At 60.1% G+C, this 20132-nt stretch carries 19 protein-coding genes and 1 tRNA gene; 5 read left to right on the plus strand and 15 right to left on the minus strand.

Features of this window, described 5'->3' with window-relative positions:
• Window positions 1-92: 92 nt before the first annotated feature.
• Window positions 93-1253, minus strand: coding sequence for an RsmB/NOP family class I SAM-dependent RNA methyltransferase (locus ACR3EK_RS07910; protein WP_480633093.1), 1161 nt, complete (start codon window positions 1251-1253; stop codon window positions 93-95).
• A 28-nt stretch (window positions 1254-1281) separates the two neighbouring features.
• Window positions 1282-2730 (minus strand): IMP dehydrogenase, encoded by a 1449-nt coding sequence (gene guaB / locus ACR3EK_RS07915; RefSeq protein WP_170339091.1) that lies wholly within the window; start codon window positions 2728-2730, stop codon window positions 1282-1284.
• A 215-nt stretch (window positions 2731-2945) separates the two neighbouring features.
• Here guaB and ACR3EK_RS07920 point away from each other — a divergent pair, with 215 nt between their 5' ends.
• From ACR3EK_RS07920 to ACR3EK_RS07935, 4 genes are all read left to right on the plus strand, one after another.
• A complete protein-coding gene (locus ACR3EK_RS07920; protein ID WP_480633094.1) occupies window positions 2946-4988 on the plus strand; it encodes an ASKHA domain-containing protein in 2043 nt (680 codons plus the stop codon).
• A 24-nt stretch (window positions 4989-5012) separates the two neighbouring features.
• Window positions 5013-5870 (plus strand): class I SAM-dependent methyltransferase, encoded by an 858-nt coding sequence (locus ACR3EK_RS07925; protein ID WP_170339087.1) that lies wholly within the window; start codon window positions 5013-5015, stop codon window positions 5868-5870.
• Window positions 5871-5948: 78 nt separating this feature from the next.
• On the plus strand, window positions 5949-6980 hold the full coding sequence (locus ACR3EK_RS07930; protein ID WP_480633095.1) for a helix-turn-helix transcriptional regulator: 1032 nt from the start codon (window positions 5949-5951) through the stop codon (window positions 6978-6980).
• Window positions 6977-7468, plus strand: a complete 492-nt coding sequence (locus ACR3EK_RS07935; RefSeq protein WP_480633096.1) for an A24 family peptidase — start codon at window positions 6977-6979, stop codon at window positions 7466-7468. Before ACR3EK_RS07930 ends, ACR3EK_RS07935 begins: the two co-directional genes overlap by 4 nt.
• A 75-nt stretch (window positions 7469-7543) precedes the next feature.
• Here the strand turns inward: ACR3EK_RS07935 and ACR3EK_RS07940 are convergent, their stop codons facing one another.
• From ACR3EK_RS07940 to ACR3EK_RS08000, 13 genes are all read right to left on the minus strand, one after another.
• Window positions 7544-8530 (minus strand): type II secretion system F family protein, encoded by a 987-nt coding sequence (locus ACR3EK_RS07940; protein WP_170359189.1) that lies wholly within the window; start codon window positions 8528-8530, stop codon window positions 7544-7546.
• A 15-nt stretch (window positions 8531-8545) separates the two neighbouring features.
• Entirely contained in the window at window positions 8546-9574 is a 1029-nt protein-coding gene (locus ACR3EK_RS07945; RefSeq protein WP_170359187.1) for a type II secretion system F family protein, read from the minus strand.
• A gap of 11 nt (window positions 9575-9585) precedes the next feature.
• Window positions 9586-10980, minus strand: coding sequence for a TadA family conjugal transfer-associated ATPase (locus tag ACR3EK_RS07950; protein WP_170338532.1), 1395 nt, complete (start codon window positions 10978-10980; stop codon window positions 9586-9588).
• Between the two features lie 46 nt (window positions 10981-11026).
• Window positions 11027-12232 carry a CpaE/TadZ family protein gene (locus ACR3EK_RS07955; protein WP_093962116.1) on the minus strand — a complete coding sequence of 402 codons (1206 nt, stop codon included), beginning with the start codon at window positions 12230-12232 and terminating at the stop codon, window positions 11027-11029.
• 11 nt (window positions 12233-12243) lie between these two features.
• Complete coding sequence (locus ACR3EK_RS07960) at window positions 12244-12882, minus strand: TadE/TadG family type IV pilus assembly protein (RefSeq protein ID WP_480633097.1); 639 nt, start codon at window positions 12880-12882, stop codon at window positions 12244-12246.
• The gene (locus ACR3EK_RS07965; protein WP_170338526.1) at window positions 12879-13370 is read right to left on the minus strand and encodes a TadE/TadG family type IV pilus assembly protein; all 492 of its coding nucleotides are present in this window, start codon (window positions 13368-13370) and stop codon (window positions 12879-12881) included. The genes ACR3EK_RS07960 and ACR3EK_RS07965 overlap by 4 nt, the downstream gene beginning before the upstream one ends.
• On the minus strand, window positions 13367-14848 hold the full coding sequence (locus ACR3EK_RS07970; protein ID WP_170338524.1) for a pilus assembly protein TadG-related protein: 1482 nt from the start codon (window positions 14846-14848) through the stop codon (window positions 13367-13369). The genes ACR3EK_RS07965 and ACR3EK_RS07970 overlap by 4 nt, the downstream gene beginning before the upstream one ends.
• A 19-nt stretch (window positions 14849-14867) precedes the next feature.
• A complete protein-coding gene (cpaB, locus tag ACR3EK_RS07975; RefSeq protein WP_254428886.1) occupies window positions 14868-15674 on the minus strand; it encodes a Flp pilus assembly protein CpaB in 807 nt (268 codons plus the stop codon).
• A gap of 180 nt (window positions 15675-15854) precedes the next feature.
• Window positions 15855-16034: a Flp family type IVb pilin gene (locus tag ACR3EK_RS07980; RefSeq protein ID WP_170432556.1), complete on the minus strand. Its 180-nt coding sequence runs from the start codon at window positions 16032-16034 to the stop codon at window positions 15855-15857.
• A 236-nt stretch (window positions 16035-16270) separates the two neighbouring features.
• Window positions 16271-16344, minus strand: a tRNA-Gly gene (locus ACR3EK_RS07985).
• Window positions 16345-16453: 109 nt separating this feature from the next.
• Entirely contained in the window at window positions 16454-17518 is a 1065-nt protein-coding gene (locus ACR3EK_RS07990; RefSeq protein ID WP_170370496.1) for a methyltetrahydrofolate cobalamin methyltransferase, read from the minus strand.
• Between the two features lie 9 nt (window positions 17519-17527).
• On the minus strand, window positions 17528-18454 hold the full coding sequence (locus ACR3EK_RS07995) for a methylenetetrahydrofolate reductase (RefSeq protein WP_480633098.1): 927 nt from the start codon (window positions 18452-18454) through the stop codon (window positions 17528-17530).
• Window positions 18455-18480: 26 nt separating this feature from the next.
• Window positions 18481-18777 (minus strand): virulence factor, encoded by a 297-nt coding sequence (locus ACR3EK_RS08000; protein WP_170359170.1) that lies wholly within the window; start codon window positions 18775-18777, stop codon window positions 18481-18483.
• 237 nt (window positions 18778-19014) lie between these two features.
• On the opposite strand from ACR3EK_RS08000, the gene ACR3EK_RS08005 reads away from it, so the two are divergent.
• The gene (locus tag ACR3EK_RS08005) at window positions 19015-20127 is read left to right on the plus strand and encodes a Ppx/GppA phosphatase family protein (RefSeq protein ID WP_170363420.1); all 1113 of its coding nucleotides are present in this window, start codon (window positions 19015-19017) and stop codon (window positions 20125-20127) included.
• The last annotated feature ends 5 nt before the right edge of the window (window positions 20128-20132 follow it).

The raw sequence follows: 20132 nt of genomic DNA on the forward strand, positions 1-20132 counted from the left end.
TCAAAATCAATCCACGGCATATCGTGGCACAAAGAGTTAATATCCGCTTAAGGAATCCAGCGGATATTCCCCTTTAAGTTGTTTTCAGCGTATCAGCGTCGCGTCAAGTGGGCGGAATAGAAGCCGTCGGTGCCGTGTACAACCTGCCACAATCGGCTGAACATGCATTGCCATTCCGGATGCGACGACAGGAACGTGTCTATGACTCCTCTGTTTTCGACATCCAGCATCGAACAGGTGGCGTAGGCCAATACACCGTCATCACAGACGAGGGGTGCGGCTGCGTCCAGAATGGACAATTGTGTCTGAGGCAACTGGGTCAATTGCTCGGGCGTCAATGCCCATTTGCCCGCGGGTGCGCGCCGCCACGAGCCGCTCCCGGAACAGGGGGCGTCAGTCAGCACCACGTCAAACGGGCCGAGTTTTTCCAGGTCATCTGTGGACAGGATCGTAATGCGCGCTCCCGCCCGTCGTGCTCGGTCAGGAAGGTCACGCATGCGCCCGGGGTTGGCGTCATGGGCGAAGACTTCGACACCGCCAGAGGCGGCCATGGCCAACGCCTTGCCGCCACCCCCGGCACAATAATCCAGAACCCTCATGCCGGGTCTTAGGTTCAATGCAGCAACGACAGCCTGGCTCGCCGCATCCTGCAACTCGACCAAGCCGTCACGATAGCTTTGGGATTGCGAAACCTTCCGGGCACCATCGACAACTTCAAGCGCCGTCTCGCAAGCCGGGTGCGGCGCAGTGGAAATCCCTTCCCGCGCCAGCGCATCCACTGCCTCTTGCATGCTCGTGCGGGCCAGATTGACGCGCAGGTGAACCGGAGCGCGTGATTGCAGCGCGGCGGCGGCTTCTCCGGCACTTTCACCAAGCGACCGCTCGAACACCGGCCAAAGCCACTCGGGTATGTCAAACTGTTCGGCTTCCGTTTCGAATGGACGTCCGACCTCGTCCGCCGTGACGGGGTCTGGGGCGTGACCAACTCCGTTGAACAGATCGACCGGGTCCTGGCCCCGGGACCGCAGAGCGCCCAACATCAGGCCTCGCCCGGTCCTTGCACCGCCGATCGCAGCGAAAGACCGAAGATGCCGAAGCGCGTCAAAGACATGGTCGCGGATCGCCGCCCTGTCCTTCGATCCCGCAAAACGGCTGCGCCGCGCCCAACCCGTCAACGCTTTCTCGGCGGGAGTTCCGCCCAGAAAATCGTCTAGGATTTCGATAGCGGCCTGAACGCGCGCGCCTGGGGTCATGTCGAGGTCCTGAGTCCGACGGAAACCATCACATCACGCGGTAGTTGGGGCTTTCGCGTGTGATCTGCACGTCATGCACGTGGCTTTCCTTCAGACCCGCTCCGGTGATCTTCACGAACTGACAATTGCGGCGCATTTCATCAACAGTCGCGCAGCCGGTATAGCCCATGGCCGCACGCAGACCGCCGACCAGTTGATGAACGACGGCGCTGGCCGAGCCCTTGTAGGGCACCTGTCCCTCGATCCCCTCGGGCACCAACTTGTCATTCGCGGCGTCTTTCTGGAAATAACGATCGGCCGAGCCGCGCGCCATCGCGCCCAGGCTGCCCATGCCGCGATAGGATTTGAAAGAGCGGCCCTGATACAAGATCACCTCGCCCGGGCTTTCGTCGGTGCCGGCGATCATCGAGCCAACCATAGCGCAGGACGCGCCCGCCGCGATGGCCTTGGCGAAATCGCCCGAGAACTTGATACCACCATCGGCGATGACCGGCACGTCGCCAGCCGCAGCCGAGCAATCCATGATTGCCGTCAACTGGGGCACGCCGACACCGGCCACCATGCGCGTGGTGCAGATCGAACCCGGCCCGATCCCGACCTTGACCGCATCGGCGCCAGCGTCGATCAGGGCCTTGGTTGCGTCGCCCGTTGCGACGTTGCCCGCGATGATCTGCACTTCGTTCGACAGGGCCTTGATCCGCTTCACTGCGTCCAGCACCCCTTGGGAATGGCCGTGCGCCGTGTCGACCACGATGATGTCGACGCCAGAGTCGACAAGTTGCTCGGACCGTTCAAAGCCGGCATCGCCAACCGACGTGGCTGCCGCAACCCGCAGCCGACCCAGATGGTCTTTGCAGGCCGTGGGGTTCAGCACCGCTTGTTCCGTATCCTTCAAGGTCAGCAGACCGGTCAGTTTGCCCGATCCGTCGACGACCAGCAGCTTTTCAATCCGGCGAGCCTTCATCAGGCTCTTTGCCTCTTCCAGGTCGGCCGGCTCCTGCAGCATCGCCAGATTATCCGTGGTCATCATCGCGCGGATCGGCTGGTCGTCCGACGTGGCAAAACGCATGTCGCGGTTGGTCACGATACCCACGACGCGGCCGTCGTCATCCACCACCGGGAAGCCGGTGAAGTTGTAGCGCTCGACCAAGGCCTTGGCATCGGCCAGCGTTTGATCGGCGCGCAGGGTGACTGGGTTGTAGACGATGCCGGATTCGAAGCGTTTGACCCGGCGCACCTCACGCGATTGCTCCTCGACGGTCAGGTTCTTGTGGATCACCCCAATGCCCCCGGCCTGGGCCATTGCGATGGCCATCCGCGCCTCGGTCACCGTGTCCATGGCCGAGCTGAGCAGCGGTATGTTCATGGTGATCGCGCGCGTCACGCGCGTCGACGTGTCCGCCGTTGCCGGCAGCACCGACGAGGCCGCCGGAACCAAAAGAACGTCATCAAAGGTGAGTGCCTCACGAATCTGCATCTGCTAACCCCATGCAAAACCCCGTTTGGCGGTGACCCTATTGCATGGTTTCGACCAAAGGAAAAGCCCCTGCCCCAACTTGTTCGCCCACAAACCGCCGCGATGGCGCGGAAAACGACGCAAGCCGCGCAAAACCTGCCGCGGATTGGCCTTTCCCTTTGCCGCGAAACCCATATCTTGCCGCCATACGCGCGAACACCAAAAAGGCATCCGTCATGACCACCGATCCCCTTGTCGTCTTTACCCCTTCGGGCAAACGCGGACATTTCCCCGTTGGCACTCCGATCCTGACGGCGGCCCGGCAACTGGGGGTCGATCTGGATTCGGTCTGCGGTGGGCGCGGGATCTGCTCGAAATGCCAGATCACACCCAGCTATGGCGAGTTTCCCAAACACGGCGTCACGGTCCGCGAAGACGCGTTGAGCGAATGGAACGCGGTCGAGCAGCGCTATGACGACAAGCGCGGTCTGAAACCGGGCCGGCGGCTGGGCTGTCAGGCCACCGTTCAAGGCGACGTGGTGATCGACGTTCCACCCGAAAGCCAGGTTCACCGCCAGGTGGTGCGCAAGGCCGCCGCCGCGCGCGCCATCACGATGGACCCGGCCACGCGCCTTTATTTCGTGGTGGTCGAAGAACCCGATATGCACTCGCCCACCGGCGATCTGGAACGTCTGGAGCGCGCCCTGCGCGAGCAGTGGCAGATCGACGCCATCACCGCCGACCTGTCGCTTCTGTCCAAACTGCAGCCGACCCTGCGCAAAGGCAAGTGGGAGGTCACGGTCGCCCTGCACAAGGGCCACAAGGACAGCGTGGCGCGCATCGTCGAAATCTGGCCCGGACTGCACGAAAACGGGCTGTACGGGCTGGCCATCGATTTGGGCTCGACCACCATCGCCGCGCATCTGACCGATCTGGACACCGGTGAGGTCAAGGCCTCGTCGGGACTGATGAACCCGCAGATCCGGTTCGGCGAAGACCTCATGAGCCGTGTGTCGTACGCGATGATGAACCCCGGCGGTGATCAGGAGATGACCCGGACCGTGCGTGAGGCGATCAACGATCTGGTCACCTCGATCGCCGACGAGGCAGGGATCGACCCGGCCCTGATCATGGAAACTGTGTTCGTCTGCAACCCGGTCATGCACCATCTTCTGCTGGGTCTGGACCCGGTTGAACTGGGCCAGGCGCCGTTTGCGCTGGCCACGTCGGAAAGCGTCACGCTGCACGCACGCGAGATGGATCTGACCACGATGAACCCCCGTGCGCAGGTCTACATCCTGCCCTGCATCGCGGGCCATGTGGGGGCCGACTGCGCCGCCGTGGCGCTGAGCGAAGAGCCGGGCAAGTCGCAGGATCTGGTTTTGATCGTGGACGTCGGAACCAATGCCGAGATCCTGCTGGGCAACACGACCCGCGTGCTGGCCTGTTCCTCGCCCACCGGACCGGCCTTCGAAGGTGCGCAGATCAGCTCGGGCCAGCGTGCCGCGCCCGGCGCGATCGAGCGCATTCAGATCGACCCGGTGACCAAGGAACCCCGGTTCCGCGTGATCGGCTCGGACAAGTGGTCCGACGAAGACGGATTCGAGACCGATATCGCCACTACCGGCATCACCGGCATCTGCGGGTCGGGCATCATCGAGGCGGTGGCCGAACTGCGCATGGCCGGCCTGCTGGACGAGAGCGGCCTGATCGGCTCGGCCGAGCAGACCGGCACCAGCCGCTGCATCCCCGAGGGCCGAACCCATTCCTATCTGATCCATGACGCCAGCGCCGAGGGCGGCCCGCGCATCACCGTGACACAGGGCGACATTCGGGCGATCCAGCTTGCGAAATCCGCGCTCTATGCCGGGGCGCGGCTGCTGATGGACGAGATGGGCGTGGACCGTGTGGATCGCGTAGTGCTGGCCGGGGCGTTCGGCGCCCATATCTCGACCAAACACGCGATGGTTCTGGGCATGATCCCCGACGCGCCGCTGGACAAGGTCCAAAGCGCGGGCAACGCCGCCGGTACCGGCGCGCGCATCGCGCTGTGCAACATCGCCGCCCGGGCCGAGATCGAACGTGTGGTGCGCGAGATCACCAAGGTCGAAACCGCGATCGAGCCGAAATTTCAGGAGCATTTCGTGGCCGCCAACGCGATCCCGCACAAGACCGACCCGTTCCCGGAACTGGCCAAGATCGTCACCCTGCCCGCTCCGTCCTTCAACACCGGAGGCGATGCGGAAAAAACTGGCCGCCGTCGCCGCAGAAAGGCATAGTCCGAAAAACTGTGGAGGACCCCCATGCAAACAGCAAACGAAGATCAGGCTGAATACTGGGGCAACTCCGAATCCGGCACCAAGTGGCTGACTTTTGAGGACAAACTGGACCACATGCTGGCCCCGGTTCTGGACCTCGTTCTGGATCAGGCCGAACTGGAACCCGGAATGCGCGTGCTGGACATCGGCTGCGGGACCGGCGCCAGCACCATCGCGGCCGCCCAGCGTGTCGGACCGCAGGGCCATGTTCTTGGCGGCGACATTTCTGAGCCGTTCCTAAGCCGAGCGCAGGAAAGGGCCTTTTCCGCGGGTGTTGAAAACGTCGATTTCCAATGCGTCGACGCTCAGGTCGCCCGGTTCCCCGAGGGCGCGTTCGACGCTGCGATATCGCGGTTCGGTGTCATGTTCTTTCAGGATTCGGTTGCGGCGTTCGCCAACATCGCCAAGGCTCTGGCCCCCGGCGGACAAATGACTTTTGCCGCATGGGGACCTCTGGCTGACAATCCCTGGTTCAGGATTCCCCACATGGCCGCCACATCGCATCTGGGCCACCCACCAAAATATGGTCGGTACGCACCGGGACCACTGGCCTTTCATGACATCGACCATGTGACCGGCATGATGGCAACGGCGGGTTTGGATGACATCTTCGCCAACCCCGTAAGCCTCCGACTACCGGGGCTTGGATCGGTGGAGGCCACCGCTGAGCTTTGCACCCGGGTCGGGCCGGCCGCGCGCGTGATAGCGCATTTTAAAGGCGATGAGGCCGACGAACGAAAAATCCAGAGCGCCGTGGCCCAGGAGTTTTCGAGTTTTCAAACGGCAGATGGGTTTGGCATCCCGGCAGTCATCAACGTCTTTCAGGCCCGTAAGCCCTCCTGAAATACCAGAGCGTGTCGCCCTTGGCCAATCACACCCGCTGACTGTTATTGTTTCTGATCGTCAACTCTTTTCAGCCTTTTGAGCCTAATTGTCTGCGTTTTTGCCGGTGTTTTTCTCACCATCCGGAAACTTAATAAGATTCTTGGTGATTTTTGCGTAAAAATCGTAAAATATGAATGTATTGGGCAGAGTAATTCAAATCTACAGAAGCCGCTGAACCGGCTCGCTTTAGTGAGTAAGACGTTTACCAGTTGGTGCTATATGGACAGGGGGATGGGCCGTGCAGGTGCGTGGCTACCGAACACGCAACACACACGCGCATTGATCAGTTTCATTCAATGGAGCCAGGGCGGAGTGGTTCTGGACGCTGCGTTGACCGAAGTTGTCAACGCGTTTGGAGCCGATTGTGGTACCCTCAGCCGTGTCTGGCTCAAAAAAGGTGGCAGCCGAGTAGCTGCGCGCGCAGATACCCGTGACCAGACAATAAGTCGGCCGCTTTTCCTTTCCTTCACGAACGACGTGATTGGTCCGTTTGCGAGCAAGCCAAAGAAAGGCGTCGTCTTCAGTCTCAAGGATCACGGGAAACCCGTAAACGAGTTTTCTGCCGTTGTTCTGGACTGGATCTCGCACCGCAAGCTGCACGATATCCTGTTCGTCTGTCTCGACAACCAAGGCTGCGAAATCGATTTTCTGGAGCTGCATTTCGCCAAAGGCCTCGAACCCGGCTGGCGCGAAGCGATAGAGACAATCGCACCCGAAATCTCCGAGATCTACCGCAACAGACGCGCCGGTCTGATTACCGAAGCACTGTCCCGCCAATCCGTAACAACCATCCAAAGGGCGGTGAATGACGCGCCGCTGATGAGCCTCGAAAACCCAGCGGGCCTGACACGGGCCGAATGGCGGGTCTGCGTTCTGATTTCCCGGGGACTGTCGCAACAGTCCATTGGATCCGAGCTCGAGATTGGTCCCGCGACTGTGAGAACGCATCTCAAGCATATCTACGGCAAGACAGGAATGGAGAACTTCCACATGTTGGCCAGACGGCTGGTTTCGATCGAAGAACGCGAAGCCTTGCACGGCAGACACAATCAGGCACGCGCATTATGATTGATCTGCCTTGGCATAGTTGGGTACCTCTGTGGTTGATGGTGCCGCTGTTTGTGGCGGTGGCGTGGACGGACCTAACCGAATACCGGATACCGAACCTGTACTGCCTGATAGGGGTTGCCCTGTTTCTGGTAGGGTCCCCTGCCCTCGGTTTGCATGAAGTTGGATTGCGATTGATCGCCGCCGGGCTTTGCTTTGGGATCTGTTTTGCCCTTTTCGCCGCCGGTTGGCTGGGGGGCGGAGACGCCAAGATGCTACCGGTGGTTTTTCTGGCGATACCGACCCAAGCCCTTTCGACATATATGCTGCTGCTTTCTGCCGCGATGGCGTTTGGACTGACCAGCTTGACCCTGCTGCGCCTGTTCGTCCGACAACCGACAGGAAAGCTTGCAGCAACGCTCAGCGGACGCGAGTTTCCTCTTGGGATTGCCATAGGCCTTTCGGGCCTGATCCTGGCCGGCTGGTCGATGCTGCTTTACAGCGCCTGAAAGAACGCGACCCAAGTCGGGGACGCACAGTTGACCTCGTGTGGACCCGGGAGCGCCGCACCCACAAAAACAACGTCATTTCACGAAGGTTTCGACGTATCGAATGATGATCGGTGCAAGGATCAGCCCCGCGATCGAGGGCAACATCAGGCTCGCCATGACCGCGGACATCTGCACCGGCAACTTGTTGGCTTTCTCCTGCGCGCGAAGCTCTCTCAGTTCGCGCATTTCTTCGGAATACGTAGTCAAGGCGGCCGACAACGGGACGCCGAACCGGGACGACTGGAGGACGACGCTCACGAACGAACTCATTTCGTCGATCCCCGTCCGGCGCGCCATTCTCATCAACGCAACTTCACGGTCGCGCCCGGCCTGAATCTCGCTCAGGGCAATCAGAATTTCCTCGGACATTTCGGGCGATACAGTCTGCATTTCCACTGCAACTTTGAGAAGCGCCTGGTCAAAGCCCATTCCCGCCTCGATCCCAATCTGGAGCAAGTCCAGCATGTTCGGGAACGCATTTTCCATCCGACGTTTACGCTCCTTGATCCGAGCGCTCATCCAAAGCTGGGGGATGAAGAACCCGATGCCGCAGAGGATGCCGAGGTTCCGCAAGATCTGAAATGAATTCAGACCAGACACATAATCGTTGATCGTGGCGCCGATACTGGACGCAGGCTGCCAAGACATGAGGACAAGAAAGACGAGCGGCAGAAACGTCGCCAAGCCCAAACGGATCAGATAGAAATTGGCGATTGCATTCCGGCCGCGAAACCCTGAGCGCGCAAGCACTTGGCCAACTTCGAACCTGACACTTGCATCACTGGGGATAAGTGCGGCGCTCAGCCCGGTCGGTGTATCGCCCTCCACCTTTTCCGGCACAAGACGTGCAAGGCTCTGGCCCCTTGTTCGTTTGGGCAGCATCCGTTCGGCTGCTGTAGACCGATCGCCGAGCGACGATGATATCCCAAAGAATGCAACGATCGCGCCGGCGGCAACAACGCCCAGGATCATGAGTTGGGAAAAGAGACCAGTGTCGAGTAGCGAGTTCACGATTTCCATTTCGACAACCCTCCCTCAGATCCGGAAATTGACAAGCTTGAACAAAACGATGGCGTTCAGAACGATGGCCGCTGATATGACGCTCATGACGGGCCAGAAAATCGGGTATTGCACCACGCTTCCATAATAGTCCGGCGTCATGACCGTCATCACGAGGGCAATCCCGACAGGAATGAACGACAGGATATAGGCGGTCATCCGACCCTCGGCAGAAATGGCCTTGATCTTGCGCCGCAGAGACATGCGGGCACGGATGACGCGCGCCAATGTTCGCAGAATGCCGGCCAGATCGCCACCAGTGCCGTGCTGCATCGTCAGCGCGACCGAGAGGTACTGGATATCTTCTTCATCTACCCGGTCTGCCATGTTGCGAATGGCGGTCGTCAACTCTTCCCCATAAGCGACTTGGTCGACGACCAGACCGAATTCAGTTCCGATCGGATCGGGCATTTCGTTTGCCACGCTCTGCAAGGTCGTGTTCAACGGATGTCCGACCTTCAACCCACGCGACATCAGGTCCAACGCATCCGGCAACTGCTTGATCAGCGCGGCCTTGCGCCGTCTGAGGTTGGCGCCAAGGTAGACCAACGGGGCCAACAGGAAGCACACAGCGCTCACAGGTATGACCGTCAGTGGGTTGGCCACCAGTGAGCCTCCGATCGCCGAAACCAGAAAAGCACCCCCACATCCCAACAGGAACATTTCCGGCACCATGTGCAGGCCCGATGCCGCAAGGGCACCCGGCAAGTCGCCGACCAGCGGAAACGACTTCATGAGTGGTTTGCTCTCCCGCGGTTTGAGCAATTCCAGAACGTCCTCGCCAGTCTTTCCCTGGTTCAGCATCTGGATGCGCCGGTTTATCGCCTCTTCCCGGTTTTCTCCGCGCTTCAAAAGCTGACGGACCCCTTCGAAAGCAATCAGGGCGCCGAGAAATATCAAGAGTGACAGAACAAAGCGGACATCGTAACCGCCCACTTCCATCTCTGGTCCGATCAACGAGTCTATGCTGTGCGTCGAAAAGAAGGATCTGAGATCTTCCAACATGGCCGGGTCCCTCAGTTGAACTTGATCGATGAAAGGTCGACACCCGCCGCCGCCAGCGCATCGCTGGATTTCGGTCGGATACCGGTCGGCATGAAGCGCCCGAGGATGTTGCCGGCCTCGTCCTTGCCTTCACGTTTGAAGACGAAGATGTCCTGCATGGTCACGATATCGCCCTCCATGCCGGTGATCTCGGCAATCGAGGTGACACGGCGGGTACCATCAGACAGGCGGTTCAATTGCAGAACAAAGTGAATTGCCGAAGCGATAGTCGCGCGGATTGCTGCATGCGGCAGCTCCAGCCCGCCCATTTGCACCATCTGCTCGACCCGGGAAAGTGCATCGCGTGGGCTGTTGGCGTGTACCGTCGTCATCGACCCGTCATGGCCGGTATTCATCGCCTGCAACATATCGAATGCTTCGGAGCCGCGCACCTCGCCGATGATGATCCGATCCGGACGCATCCGCAGCGCGTTTCGCACAAGGTCTCGTTGGGCAACGGCGCCAGTACCGTCGAGGCCAGCAGGCCGCGTTTCCATGCGCAAGACATGTTCCTGCTGAAGCTGAAGTTCGGCCGCGTCTTCAATCGTGACGATCCGCTCCCGAGGGCTGATATACGACGACAATGCATTCAGCATCGTGGTCTTGCCCGATCCGGTTCCGCCCGAGATCAGCACGTTCATCTTGGCTTCAACCAATCCCCGCAGCAGTTTGGCCGCGCTTTCGTTCAAGGCCTCATTCTTGATCAGGCGTTCCATCGTCAGCGGAACCCGCGAGAATTTTCGAATGGAAAGCGCCGGCCCGTCCAGTGCGCAGGGCCGAATGATCGCGTTGACGCGGCTGCCATCTTCCAACCGCGCATCCACCCACGGTTGCCGTTCATCAATACGGCGACCGATCCGGCTGACGATCTTGTCGATGATCCGCAGCAGATGACGTTCGTCACGGAAACGTGCCGATGTCTTTTCGAGGATGCCCGAGCGCTCGACAAAAATCTGCGTGTGGCCGTTCACGAGGATATCGTTGATCGTGGGGTCGGCCAACAACGGTTCCAGCGGGCCCAGGCCAAGCACCTCGTGCATCAGCTCTTCGACAAGCTGCTTGACCTCCTCGCTGCGCATCGCACGGCCTTCGGCGCGCAGCAGTTCGGTGACATGTCGCCCAATTTCACCCCGCAGTGTTTCTTCCTCGACCTTTTCGATAACGGCGAGGTTCAGCTTGTCCAGCAACGAGTTATGCAGTCGTGCCTTGAGATCTATCCGATCGTTCTGGATGTCATGCATCAATACGAGGTCATCGCCGGAGCCATGAACCGGCTTGCCGATCTGAGCAAACTGCTTGGTGTCCAACGGCACAACTTTCGAAGCGTCCGGTTTTTCCTGGCCTGGTCGGTCGAATTCTCGAAACATCTACTTAACCTTCTGCAAATATTTAACTATTCCGAAACACTCTGCCTCAGTGCTGGCCGACCCGAGGCGGCAAAGACAGGCATGTCTCGTGTGCCAGCTTTCGGATTGCGCGTGTCATGGGTGCGCGGGATGAAACATCTTCCAACGGCACGCCCCGATCGACTGACTCGCGTACTGTGCGCTCGTCGCGCGGCACCCAAAATGCAAAGTCCTTTTCAAGGAGTTTTGCCGCCGCTCTGTGGTGCGCCGCCGGAATGATGGGTTTCTTTTCAAGGTTGGCGACCAGTTGAATTTCCAGTGCTGGATTTTCCGCTTGGTAGAAATCCATCAGCTTGCGGGCCGAGCGAACAGACGGAACAGCAACGTCCGTCACCAAATATAGGCGGTCCGCTTGCGTCAGGACGGGCGTAATCCATTCCACCAGCGCCCGCGGCAAATCTACCACGACGTAGTCATGGGTACGTTTCAGGGAATCCAGAATGGCCGATATCTGCTCTTCTTTGATCGCAGTCAACGGACCATAGCGCGACGGAGCCGCCAGGATATCGACCCCGCAGGGCGACTTGACCATCGCCTGCTCCAAAAAGGCACTGTCGGGAATGCTGCCTTCCATGGCCATACGCCACATCGCGTCGCTTTCGGCGACATCCATCAGGGCCGCAATCGAGCCGAACTGAAAGTCCAGATCCACCAGCGCAACCGAGTTCGACGCCGTCTTTTTCAGGAATCCGGCCTTGGATTGAAGCTCGTTCGCCATATTGGCCGCAACCAAGGACGATCCGACGCCACCACGAGATTTGCCAACCGCGATCAACTTGCCAAGTGTGGCTTGTCCACCCCAAACGGCGGGAAGCTGCGCCTGCCGCCGGGCACGGATCGCATCCACCTGCGGAATGATCTCCTCATGGATTGCATTGCGCGGCAGCACGTCATCAACTCCAAGCTTTTTGAGCTGTCGGGCCTTCTCAAGCGGCAGATCTTCGGACGCCAGCGCGATAATGATCGCATTGGGCATGCGCGCATCACAAATTTGCTGTGCGGTCTGCAACAGCTCGGGCGAACTGTCATCCACATCAAACAGAACCACGTCATGACGCGCTGACAAGGCAACGGCCGTCCCGTTGACCCGCGCGACAGTGTCCTTGCGGCCCGTAAAGCGGCAATTGCTCAGCCCCTCCAACGAGGTTTCGATTGCCGCGAAAATCTCTTCGTCCGGTGAAATCAACAGCACTGAAATCTGCTTGGCACTCATGACTCTTCTCCTTACTCAACGGCACCGATGGCAAGATCCTCGGCCGGGACGGATGTGCTCATCGTTGGGATTGAAATGGTGTTGGGGCTGCTGGCGGATATGGCAGGGTTGCCAGCAGCAAGGGCGACCAGCGGCCCAATTGGCAGCGCGAAATCGTAGTCCAGGTTTACCAGTTCGGCTGTAACTACCGGCGTATAGGGTCCACCAAGAAAACCAAGACGAGGATCGTGCGAATAGGTGATTTGCACATTTGCCGCGGTGGCTCCGGGCGGCAGCAGCATTTCGATCTCGTCCCAGATCCGGCTGCCATAGGCGGTTGATGCGTCAAGCTGACACGGCGCCGGCAGGTTCGGAGTGGCGCAGATGCTGCCACTGCGGCACAGCGCGCCGAACTTGGTTGTTGCGGGGGCGCCACCGGCCAGCGTGTGCGTGGCTGGCATCGCGCCACACAGTGGCGGCCCGACCGTGGCAAGCCGAGAGGCTTTTTGCATCGCTTTCTGCGCCATCGTCGTGGACCAGTAGAGCCGTCCGTACTCGAGAATTCCAAACACGAGCACCAGGAACAACGGAATGACCATGCCCAGCTCGACCAGGGCCGATCCGTTTTCACGTCGCCAGAAAGCGCGCAGCATATGCAGGTTACCCGTCATACCCCAAACACCCGGCTCTGATCCGAGATCTCGGTGTCGAGAGGCCCCAGCGCTGCCCCGAAAAGGCTGAAAACGTTTCCAAAAAGGTACTCGATCCGGATCTGAGCCGTGACCTCGACCACCGAAGTCGGATTGATCCGGTACACGCCAGCCCGCGAGATACAGCGCGGTGTGACGTCGATGACGGTTGTGCCATGCGGCATGATCGACGAACCGCCCAACTGGTTTTGGACGATGTCCGTGGCCAGAGCGTCATAGCTGCCGACTCCGCCCGCTGCGCACAAGTCCAACGGTGCGATCCGCGCGATCATACGCGAGGCATCGCGCACCCCGGCCGATGTTGCCTGATGAATCCAGGTGATACGCCCACCTTCGATGATCACGGCAAAGAACAGCAGGATCAACGGCAGTACGATCCCGAACTCGACCATCGGGGCGCCGGCCTCGCACGACCGCAACCGTCGGATATGCCGAACAAGCCGAGTCATCGATACAACCTCACGACATCGCGAAAGATGCCATCATCGCTGCTGCCACCGACTCCACCACCGACCTGCTCGACCACCTCGACATAGATGTCAAAATCAGTCCCCGAGGATTCTTCGAGCGGCTGGATCAGGAAAACCTTTACAAACTCCTGCACCGGAACGTTCTCCGCGCGTCCCGCGACCGGATTGGCACCGCAGTTTATGGCGGCTGCGATAAATGTGCGGCGGTCAGGGTCGTCCAGCGTTGTGCTCGCGCATTGCGGGCGGCCGGACTCGCTGCGCCCAAACAGCACATCACCCGTACCAGCCCTGGCGATCTCGTCGAGATACATTTCGTATCGCGTGTTACCCGTCGGGTTACCCAGCGGGTGCGGCGTCAGATCATTGGCCGGACCGTCGCCATAGTTCATGTCCAGATAAGCCGCTTTGCCGGAGGTCCAGACACCGTTTCCAAAACGGCCGCCATGCGCGCAGGTGCCTGCGGCGAAGCAATCGTCGGGCGGAAACGGCATCGAGTCGGTCGAAACCTCGGGATTGTTTTTCAGACAGCTTCCGCCAGAGTTTTCCCAGCCCGCGATGACCTGCGGTCCGGGCGCATAGTCTTCATCATTCTTGAGGTTGCTCATCGTCGAGTGGAAAATATCGAACCGTGAATTGTAGATTGCACTGCCAATGCCATTGCGCTGACCGGGCTCGGTATCAACACCGCGCTGAGACACGCATTGCGTCAGGTTTCCATGCGCCGCGATCAGGCAGATATAGAGTTTTGATCCGGTCTGCCCCGCGCAAGGACCGTTGGGGTTTATGCCGATGTCCGTCGGGTCGAGGAAACCAAAATTCCCCGGCCCCCAAGCGGCACCGTTACCTCCAGTGCGCAACTTGATGGTTGACCCTTTGTTTGCATTCGCTGTCCAGCCGGGAGGGATGCAGAACATCAACGGCGTCACATCACAGGCATATTGGGTGTAACCCGCAATCGCGACGGCCTCGACATCCTCATCCGGGCGCGTCACCCCCAACAGATCCGCGAGGGCCCGACCGAACGGAAGGAAAACGGTTCTAGGGGTCGCGGTCACCTCAACCAGAACGGCAAGAGCGGGATCGGTCGTAACAAACCCATCGACTGGATCATTGTCATCCGGATCGGCGGCAGGATCGGGCAGTCCCGACAGAAACCGCAGCGAATAATCTGCGGCCGTCCCCAGATCTTGGCTGCCCTCGGCAAAGAACTGGGAGTCTTCGATCATTCCGGCTGCAGCGGCCGTGGCGCGTGTGATCGCGTCACTGCCGCCATCCAGTTCTCCGGCGGCAGCCAGAGCCACGTGATCGGTATAAGCCTGCAGGTCGGTCTGCGTAGAAGCCAGTCGCCCAAGATCAAAGGTCAACGCCGCCATGCCAACGATCACGGTCATGCAAATTCCGACGAAAACCAGAATGGTCCCCTGTTCGTCGTCCTTTATGTTGCGCAACGTGGGCATGAACAGACCTCGCGAGCGATCAGTTGGACACGGTTGCATTCGAGGGGTTGCCGGCAACAGGAACTTCCTGGACGTCCGTGGTACCCCGACGCACCTTCACGATCGGCTTGGGCGCGCCCTCTGCAACCGGCGACTTTTCAAGCAGAATGTCGCTGAGGCGGATGGCCTCCAAGGGCTTGTCTTCCTGGATTTGCAGGGACCGCAGCGACAGGCTGAGTTGCCCGGCCTTCTGAGCCAATGCCAACCGCTGTCCCTGGTCCGGCGTGACTTCGACAGTCACCGTTCGGGCAATCCCGGGCTGGTCGACATCTTCATCAGCCGTCTGATCAACCCCAATGACACGGATGTTTTGCAGGATCGTCACCGCCCGCAGCGACTCGTTCTTGCCCTGCGTCAGCACGATATCAACAAAGTCACCTGGTGTGACGAACCCGCCAACACCGGTCTGCGCATCCACATTGATGGCCATTGCACGATTGTTCTCGCCCAAGGTCTGAACGATGGTGACCTTCTCACCGAAGTCAGAAACCTTTGACGCCAACAGGATTTCACCCTGCGCCAACGCGCGCTTGGCGCGTCGCGGGTCGACACCTGCTGTGGGCAGAACATCTTCGAAACTTGTAAATACACCTGCCGGCACGGAATCCGCCGGCCAGTCGATGGCGGTCAGCTTGTGACCTTCAATCGGAGATCCGAACGGGATCTCTTCTGCTGCTGCGACCACGCGAACGATCGTCGGATCAGCGGCGGCCTGGCTGCGTCTCAGCTGCTCCTGCGCGATCATCACGGCGCCACCCGCCAGACCCACGCCAAGAATAGTTATCATCAATGATTTCAATCGCATAGGTCCCTCCAAATAGCCGGGCCGGTCATTCTGAAAACGTGGGGCCAGTCCTCGGCCCAAACTGCGTCACGCGGGACGCCGAATGCCGAGACTGGGCTGGTTCTGGCTTCCCGCCGTCCTCGCGGCGGAAAACCAGTTGCTTTTCAGGCCAAAACAGCAGGATTACCGTGTTGCAGCCGTGTTGGCAGCATCGAAGTTGCCGTTGGTTGTGCCGCCCAGACCGGTCAGCAGGGTCCCGCCAACAGCGATCGCGATGAACAGTGCGATACCGTATTCGACAAGAGTGGCGCCACGCTCGTCACGGCGCAGACGAATAAATAGACTACGAATTGCCTTTGACATGATTTGAACTCCAGTTTGTACTCATTAATGTGCGAATTTCGCACAGGAACGAGGGTTCCCCCGTCAGTTCAAATCGTATCGAGCCCGCATCTCGCAAACCTCCCCACAAACGAAAAGGATTTCCCGTTTAACGCGAGAATTCGTTCATTTTGGCTTTTTTGTGGCGGGATTTTGGCGCGAAATAGTCCGAGTCCACCTCAGCTTTCGAGCTTCAAGCGGGCCAATATCAAAGTGCTTGGAGCGGGTAGCGGGAATCGAACCCGCGCGTTCAGCTTGGGAAGCTGACAGGCTACCATTACATCATACCCGCCGCTCGGTGCTGAATATCACCCGTCCTTTGCAGAGTTCAAGATGCTTCGACCAGCGCGGCAAACAAAAAGGCCGGGCAGATTGCCCGGCCCGTTGACAAAGCAGCCTACTCAGGCCCGACGACGTCGAGCACCGCCCCGACGGCCACGTGCGCTCTCGCCTTCGGCGCCTGCAGCATCGGCAGGTTTGTTGAACTTGATCCACTCGCCGCCATGCGGGTCGTTGTTGGTCAGCAGGTTGGCGGCGCGAATGGCCTCCATCTCCTTGCCGGCGCGCGGCTTGGTCGAGCCCAGACCGAACATCTGAACGAAGGTTTCGTCGTCCATGCCGTCGGGCAGGATGATGCCCGCCGCTGCAACCTCGACCTTTTTCTCGGCGATCTTCTTCTGCGTTACCGGCAGCGCCACCGGGTTCATGATGGCCGAGGTCATGCCCGCGCCCATCGCCATCGGCAGGAAGGCGTTGTTGATGCCGTGACGGTTCGGCAGACCGAACGAGATGTTGGACGCGCCGCAGGTGGTGTTCACGCCCAGCTCCTCGCGCAGGCGGCGTACCAGGGCAAAGACCTGCTGGCCGGCAGTAGCCATCGCGCCGATCGGCATTACCAACGGGTCCACAACGATGTCGTGGGCCGGAATGCCGTAGTCAGCTGCGCGCTGAACGATCTTCTTGGCAACTTCAAAGCGCACGTCGGGGTCTTCGGAAATGCCCGTGTCGTCGTTCGAGATCGCTACGACCGGCACGTTGTATTTCTTGACCAGCGGCAGAACCAGTTCCAGGCGGTCCTCCTCACCGGTGACCGAGTTCAGCAGCGGGCGGCCTTCGGCGGCCTCCAGCCCGGCCTCCAACGCACCCGGAACCGAGCTGTCGATGCACAGCGGCACGTCGACCAGACCCTGCACCAGCTCGACGATCTGTCGCATCAGCGGCGGTTCGGTCTCGTTCGGGTTGGGGTTCGAGTTGTAAACCACGCCTGCGTTGATATCGAGCACGGTCGCCCCGGCCGCGACCTGCGCCAGCGCGTCTTGTTCGACGGTCGAGAAATCGCCCGCTTCCAGCTCGGCGGCCAGCTTCTTGCGGCCGGTCGGATTGATCCGCTCGCCGATCACGCAGAACGGCTGATCGAAGCCGATGATCGCTGTTTTGGTCTTTGATTCTACGACTGTACGGGTCATGTCCGGTCCTTAAGCGTTTACAGGCTTCGCCGAGGCGCCGCCGTTTTCGATGGCCCAGTTGGCATTGGTCTTGATGCCGCCAAGCGGGAAGAAGTGCACGTTGGTGATGTTGAAGTCGGGGTTGGCCGCCTTGTGCTCGGCCAGCGCGGTGATCACGTCGGTCGGCTCGTAGGGCAGCAGCAGCTTGGACACGTCCATGGCGCGCTTTTGCAGCACCTTCAGCGACGGGCCCACACCGCAGGCGATCGCGAATTTGATCAGGGTCTGCAGCTTGGCCGGACCGGCGATGCCGATGTGGATCGGCAGTTCGATCCCGGCCGCCTTCAGGCCGTCGGCCCAAGCGATGATCGGTTTGGCGTCAAAGGCAAACTGGGTGGCCAGCGCCATTTCAGCGTCAGTGGTTTCGCTGAATTTCTGCTTCCAGCGCAACGCCTCGTCCACGTTTTTGGTCGAACCGTCCGGGTCGATGTCCTTGTTGCCCTCGGGGTGGCCTGCGACGTGCAGGCGCTTGAAGCCCGCCTTGTCGAACAGCCCCGTTTCCAGCAACTGCATCGAGCTGTCGAAGTCGCCATGCGGCTTGTCCACGCCGCCTGCCAGCAGCAACGCCTGCTCGACACCCGCCTCGCCCTGATACATGGCGATCCAGTTCTCCAACGTCGCCGCGTCCTTTATGATGCGGGCCGGGAAATGCGGCATGACAGGATAGCCCTCGGCCGCAATCCGCTTGGCGGTCTTGACCATGTCCTCGATGGGTGTGCCCTCGATATGGGCGATGTACACGCGCGTGCCTTCGGGCAGCAGGTCGCGGAAATCCTCGACCTTCTCGGCTGTGCGCGGCATGACTTCGATCGAATAACCCTGCAAAAAGGCTTCGACGGTCGGGTTCACCGGGGCCTTGTCGGCCGCATCACGTTTCTTGAAGTTCAGCAAAGCCATTGCGGCCTCCCATAAAGATCTGGGGCTCATGCCCAACCGTCATTTGCGATCAGGGCCTTGATGCGGTCCTGATCGTATTCCGTTTCCAGGCGTAGCGCTTCAGCCTCGGCGATCTCGGTCGGGTCACCCTCAACCTCGAACGGCTCGGCTTTGCGCCACTCGGCCAGATAGGCATCACTGTCCTTGGCGTTCACCTTCATGGCGGCGCGGTCGATGGCTTGCTCGAACCGCATATCCAACTGTCGCTTTGCGCCACGGCGGCCCTTGCCCACGATGACCTGAGCGGGGATGTCGCGCCAGTAAACGATGGTGACGTCAGGCATTGATCTTGATTCCTCCTAACCAGATGGTCCGGTTCTAAACGGCTATGTGGGGGCGGGTCGGTCGGATTTCGACACCCGGGGCTTTTACAGCGACGTTTTGCAGTTCGGGATACAGGCCCTGCACCGGTTTCTCCAGTGTCGGGGTCCATCAAAATCCTCATGACTTTAATGAGCGTCTTGCACGACGCGCGCCCGCGACCTAAGGTCGGGGTAACTCGAAAATCGGAGGGCGTGACGATGGCGCCCAAGCGTCCCAAAGGTGCGGGCGCGTTCCCGAAGGTGGTCGAAAGCCCCGCGCCGGCAAGACCCGATCCAGATGCCCTGTATGCCGCGCTGGATTTGGGGACTAACAGTTGTCGCATGCTGATCGCCCAGCCCAAGGGCAGCGGCTTTCATGTGGTCGACAGCTTCTCGAAGTCCGTGCAGCTTGGTGCCGGGCTTGAAAGGACCGGACGGCTGTCGCGGTCCTCTATGGCGCGCACCATCCAAGCCCTTCGGATTTGCCAGCAAAAGCTGAAACGGAACAAGGTCAAGCGTATGCGGCTTGTGGCGACCGAAGCCTGCCGCCGCGCCCGAAACTCACGCGACTTCATACGTCAGGTGAAGCGTGAGACCGGCCTGACCCTTGAAATCATCCAACCCGAGGAAGAAGCCCGTCTGGCGGTCATTTCCTGTGCTCCGCTGGTCAGCACCAAGACCGAGCAGTTGCTGGTCGTCGATATCGGCGGCGGCTCGACCGAGCTGGTCTGGATCGACCTGTCCTCGGTGCCGCGACGCGACCGTTCAACGGCGATCATGCGGCTGCACAACGGCTTTCACACGGTCGACAGTCCCTTTCCGGCGGCCAAGGTGGTGGATTGGATCAGCGTTCCACTGGGCGTCGCCACACTGCGCGATCAGTTCCACGATGTCGAAGACGATGCTGCCCGCTTTGCCCTGATGAGTTGGTTTTTTGAAGAAAACCTCGCTGATTTTGCGCCCTATAAGGACGAACAGGCCCGCGAGGGGTTTCAGATCGTTGGCACCAGTGGCACCGTCACAACCGTCGCTGCCTCTCATCTGGGCCTGAAGCGCTATGACCGAACCAAGGTGGACGGCCTGCGCATGACCAGCGATCAGATCGACAAGGTCATTCGCGGCTATCTGGAGCTTGGTCCTCAAGGCCGCCGTCGCGATCCGCGCATCGGCGAGGACAGGCAGGCCCTGATCATGTCCGGATCTGCCATCTTGCAGGCGCTGTTGCGCTGCTGGCCGACCGACCGCCTCTCGGTGGCGGACCGCGGGCTGCGCGAGGGTTTGCTTTATGCACAGATGAGCGCCGATGGCGTCCTGGAAGACGGGCCGTTTTGAGAAAG

The organism is Ruegeria sp. BC8 (assembly GCF_056535705.1).

What these genes read in the sequence shown, in the direction of transcription:
- ACR3EK_RS07980 (WP_170432556.1), bottom strand. Translation starts at nt 16,034, where the DNA reads ATGTCAAAGGCAATTCGTAGTCTATTTATTCGTCTGCGCCGTGACGAG.
- ACR3EK_RS07950 (WP_170338532.1), bottom strand. Translation starts at nt 10,980, where the DNA reads ATGTTTCGAGAATTCGACCGACCAGGCCAGGAAAAACCGGACGCTTCG.
- ACR3EK_RS07955 (WP_093962116.1), bottom strand. Translation starts at nt 12,232, where the DNA reads ATGAGTGCCAAGCAGATTTCAGTGCTGTTGATTTCACCGGACGAAGAG.
- ACR3EK_RS07935 (WP_480633096.1), top strand. Translation starts at nt 6,977, where the DNA reads ATGATTGATCTGCCTTGGCATAGTTGGGTACCTCTGTGGTTGATGGTG.
- ACR3EK_RS07960 (WP_480633097.1), bottom strand. Translation starts at nt 12,882, where the DNA reads ATGACGGGTAACCTGCATATGCTGCGCGCTTTCTGGCGACGTGAAAAC.
- ACR3EK_RS07945 (WP_170359187.1), bottom strand. Translation starts at nt 9,574, where the DNA reads ATGTTGGAAGATCTCAGATCCTTCTTTTCGACGCACAGCATAGACTCG.
- ACR3EK_RS07990 (WP_170370496.1), bottom strand. Translation starts at nt 17,518, where the DNA reads ATGACCCGTACAGTCGTAGAATCAAAGACCAAAACAGCGATCATCGGC.
- cpaB (WP_254428886.1), bottom strand. Translation starts at nt 15,674, where the DNA reads ATGATAACTATTCTTGGCGTGGGTCTGGCGGGTGGCGCCGTGATGATC.
- ACR3EK_RS07940 (WP_170359189.1), bottom strand. Translation starts at nt 8,530, where the DNA reads ATGGAAATCGTGAACTCGCTACTCGACACTGGTCTCTTTTCCCAACTC.
- ACR3EK_RS07995 (WP_480633098.1), bottom strand. Translation starts at nt 18,454, where the DNA reads ATGGCTTTGCTGAACTTCAAGAAACGTGATGCGGCCGACAAGGCCCCG.
- guaB (WP_170339091.1), bottom strand. Translation starts at nt 2,730, where the DNA reads ATGCAGATTCGTGAGGCACTCACCTTTGATGACGTTCTTTTGGTTCCG.
- ACR3EK_RS07965 (WP_170338526.1), bottom strand. Translation starts at nt 13,370, where the DNA reads ATGACTCGGCTTGTTCGGCATATCCGACGGTTGCGGTCGTGCGAGGCC.
- ACR3EK_RS08000 (WP_170359170.1), bottom strand. Translation starts at nt 18,777, where the DNA reads ATGCCTGACGTCACCATCGTTTACTGGCGCGACATCCCCGCTCAGGTC.
- ACR3EK_RS07920 (WP_480633094.1), top strand. Translation starts at nt 2,946, where the DNA reads ATGACCACCGATCCCCTTGTCGTCTTTACCCCTTCGGGCAAACGCGGA.
- ACR3EK_RS07910 (WP_480633093.1), bottom strand. Translation starts at nt 1,253, where the DNA reads ATGACCCCAGGCGCGCGCGTTCAGGCCGCTATCGAAATCCTAGACGAT.
- ACR3EK_RS07925 (WP_170339087.1), top strand. Translation starts at nt 5,013, where the DNA reads ATGCAAACAGCAAACGAAGATCAGGCTGAATACTGGGGCAACTCCGAA.
- ACR3EK_RS08005 (WP_170363420.1), top strand. Translation starts at nt 19,015, where the DNA reads ATGGCGCCCAAGCGTCCCAAAGGTGCGGGCGCGTTCCCGAAGGTGGTC.
- ACR3EK_RS07970 (WP_170338524.1), bottom strand. Translation starts at nt 14,848, where the DNA reads ATGCCCACGTTGCGCAACATAAAGGACGACGAACAGGGGACCATTCTG.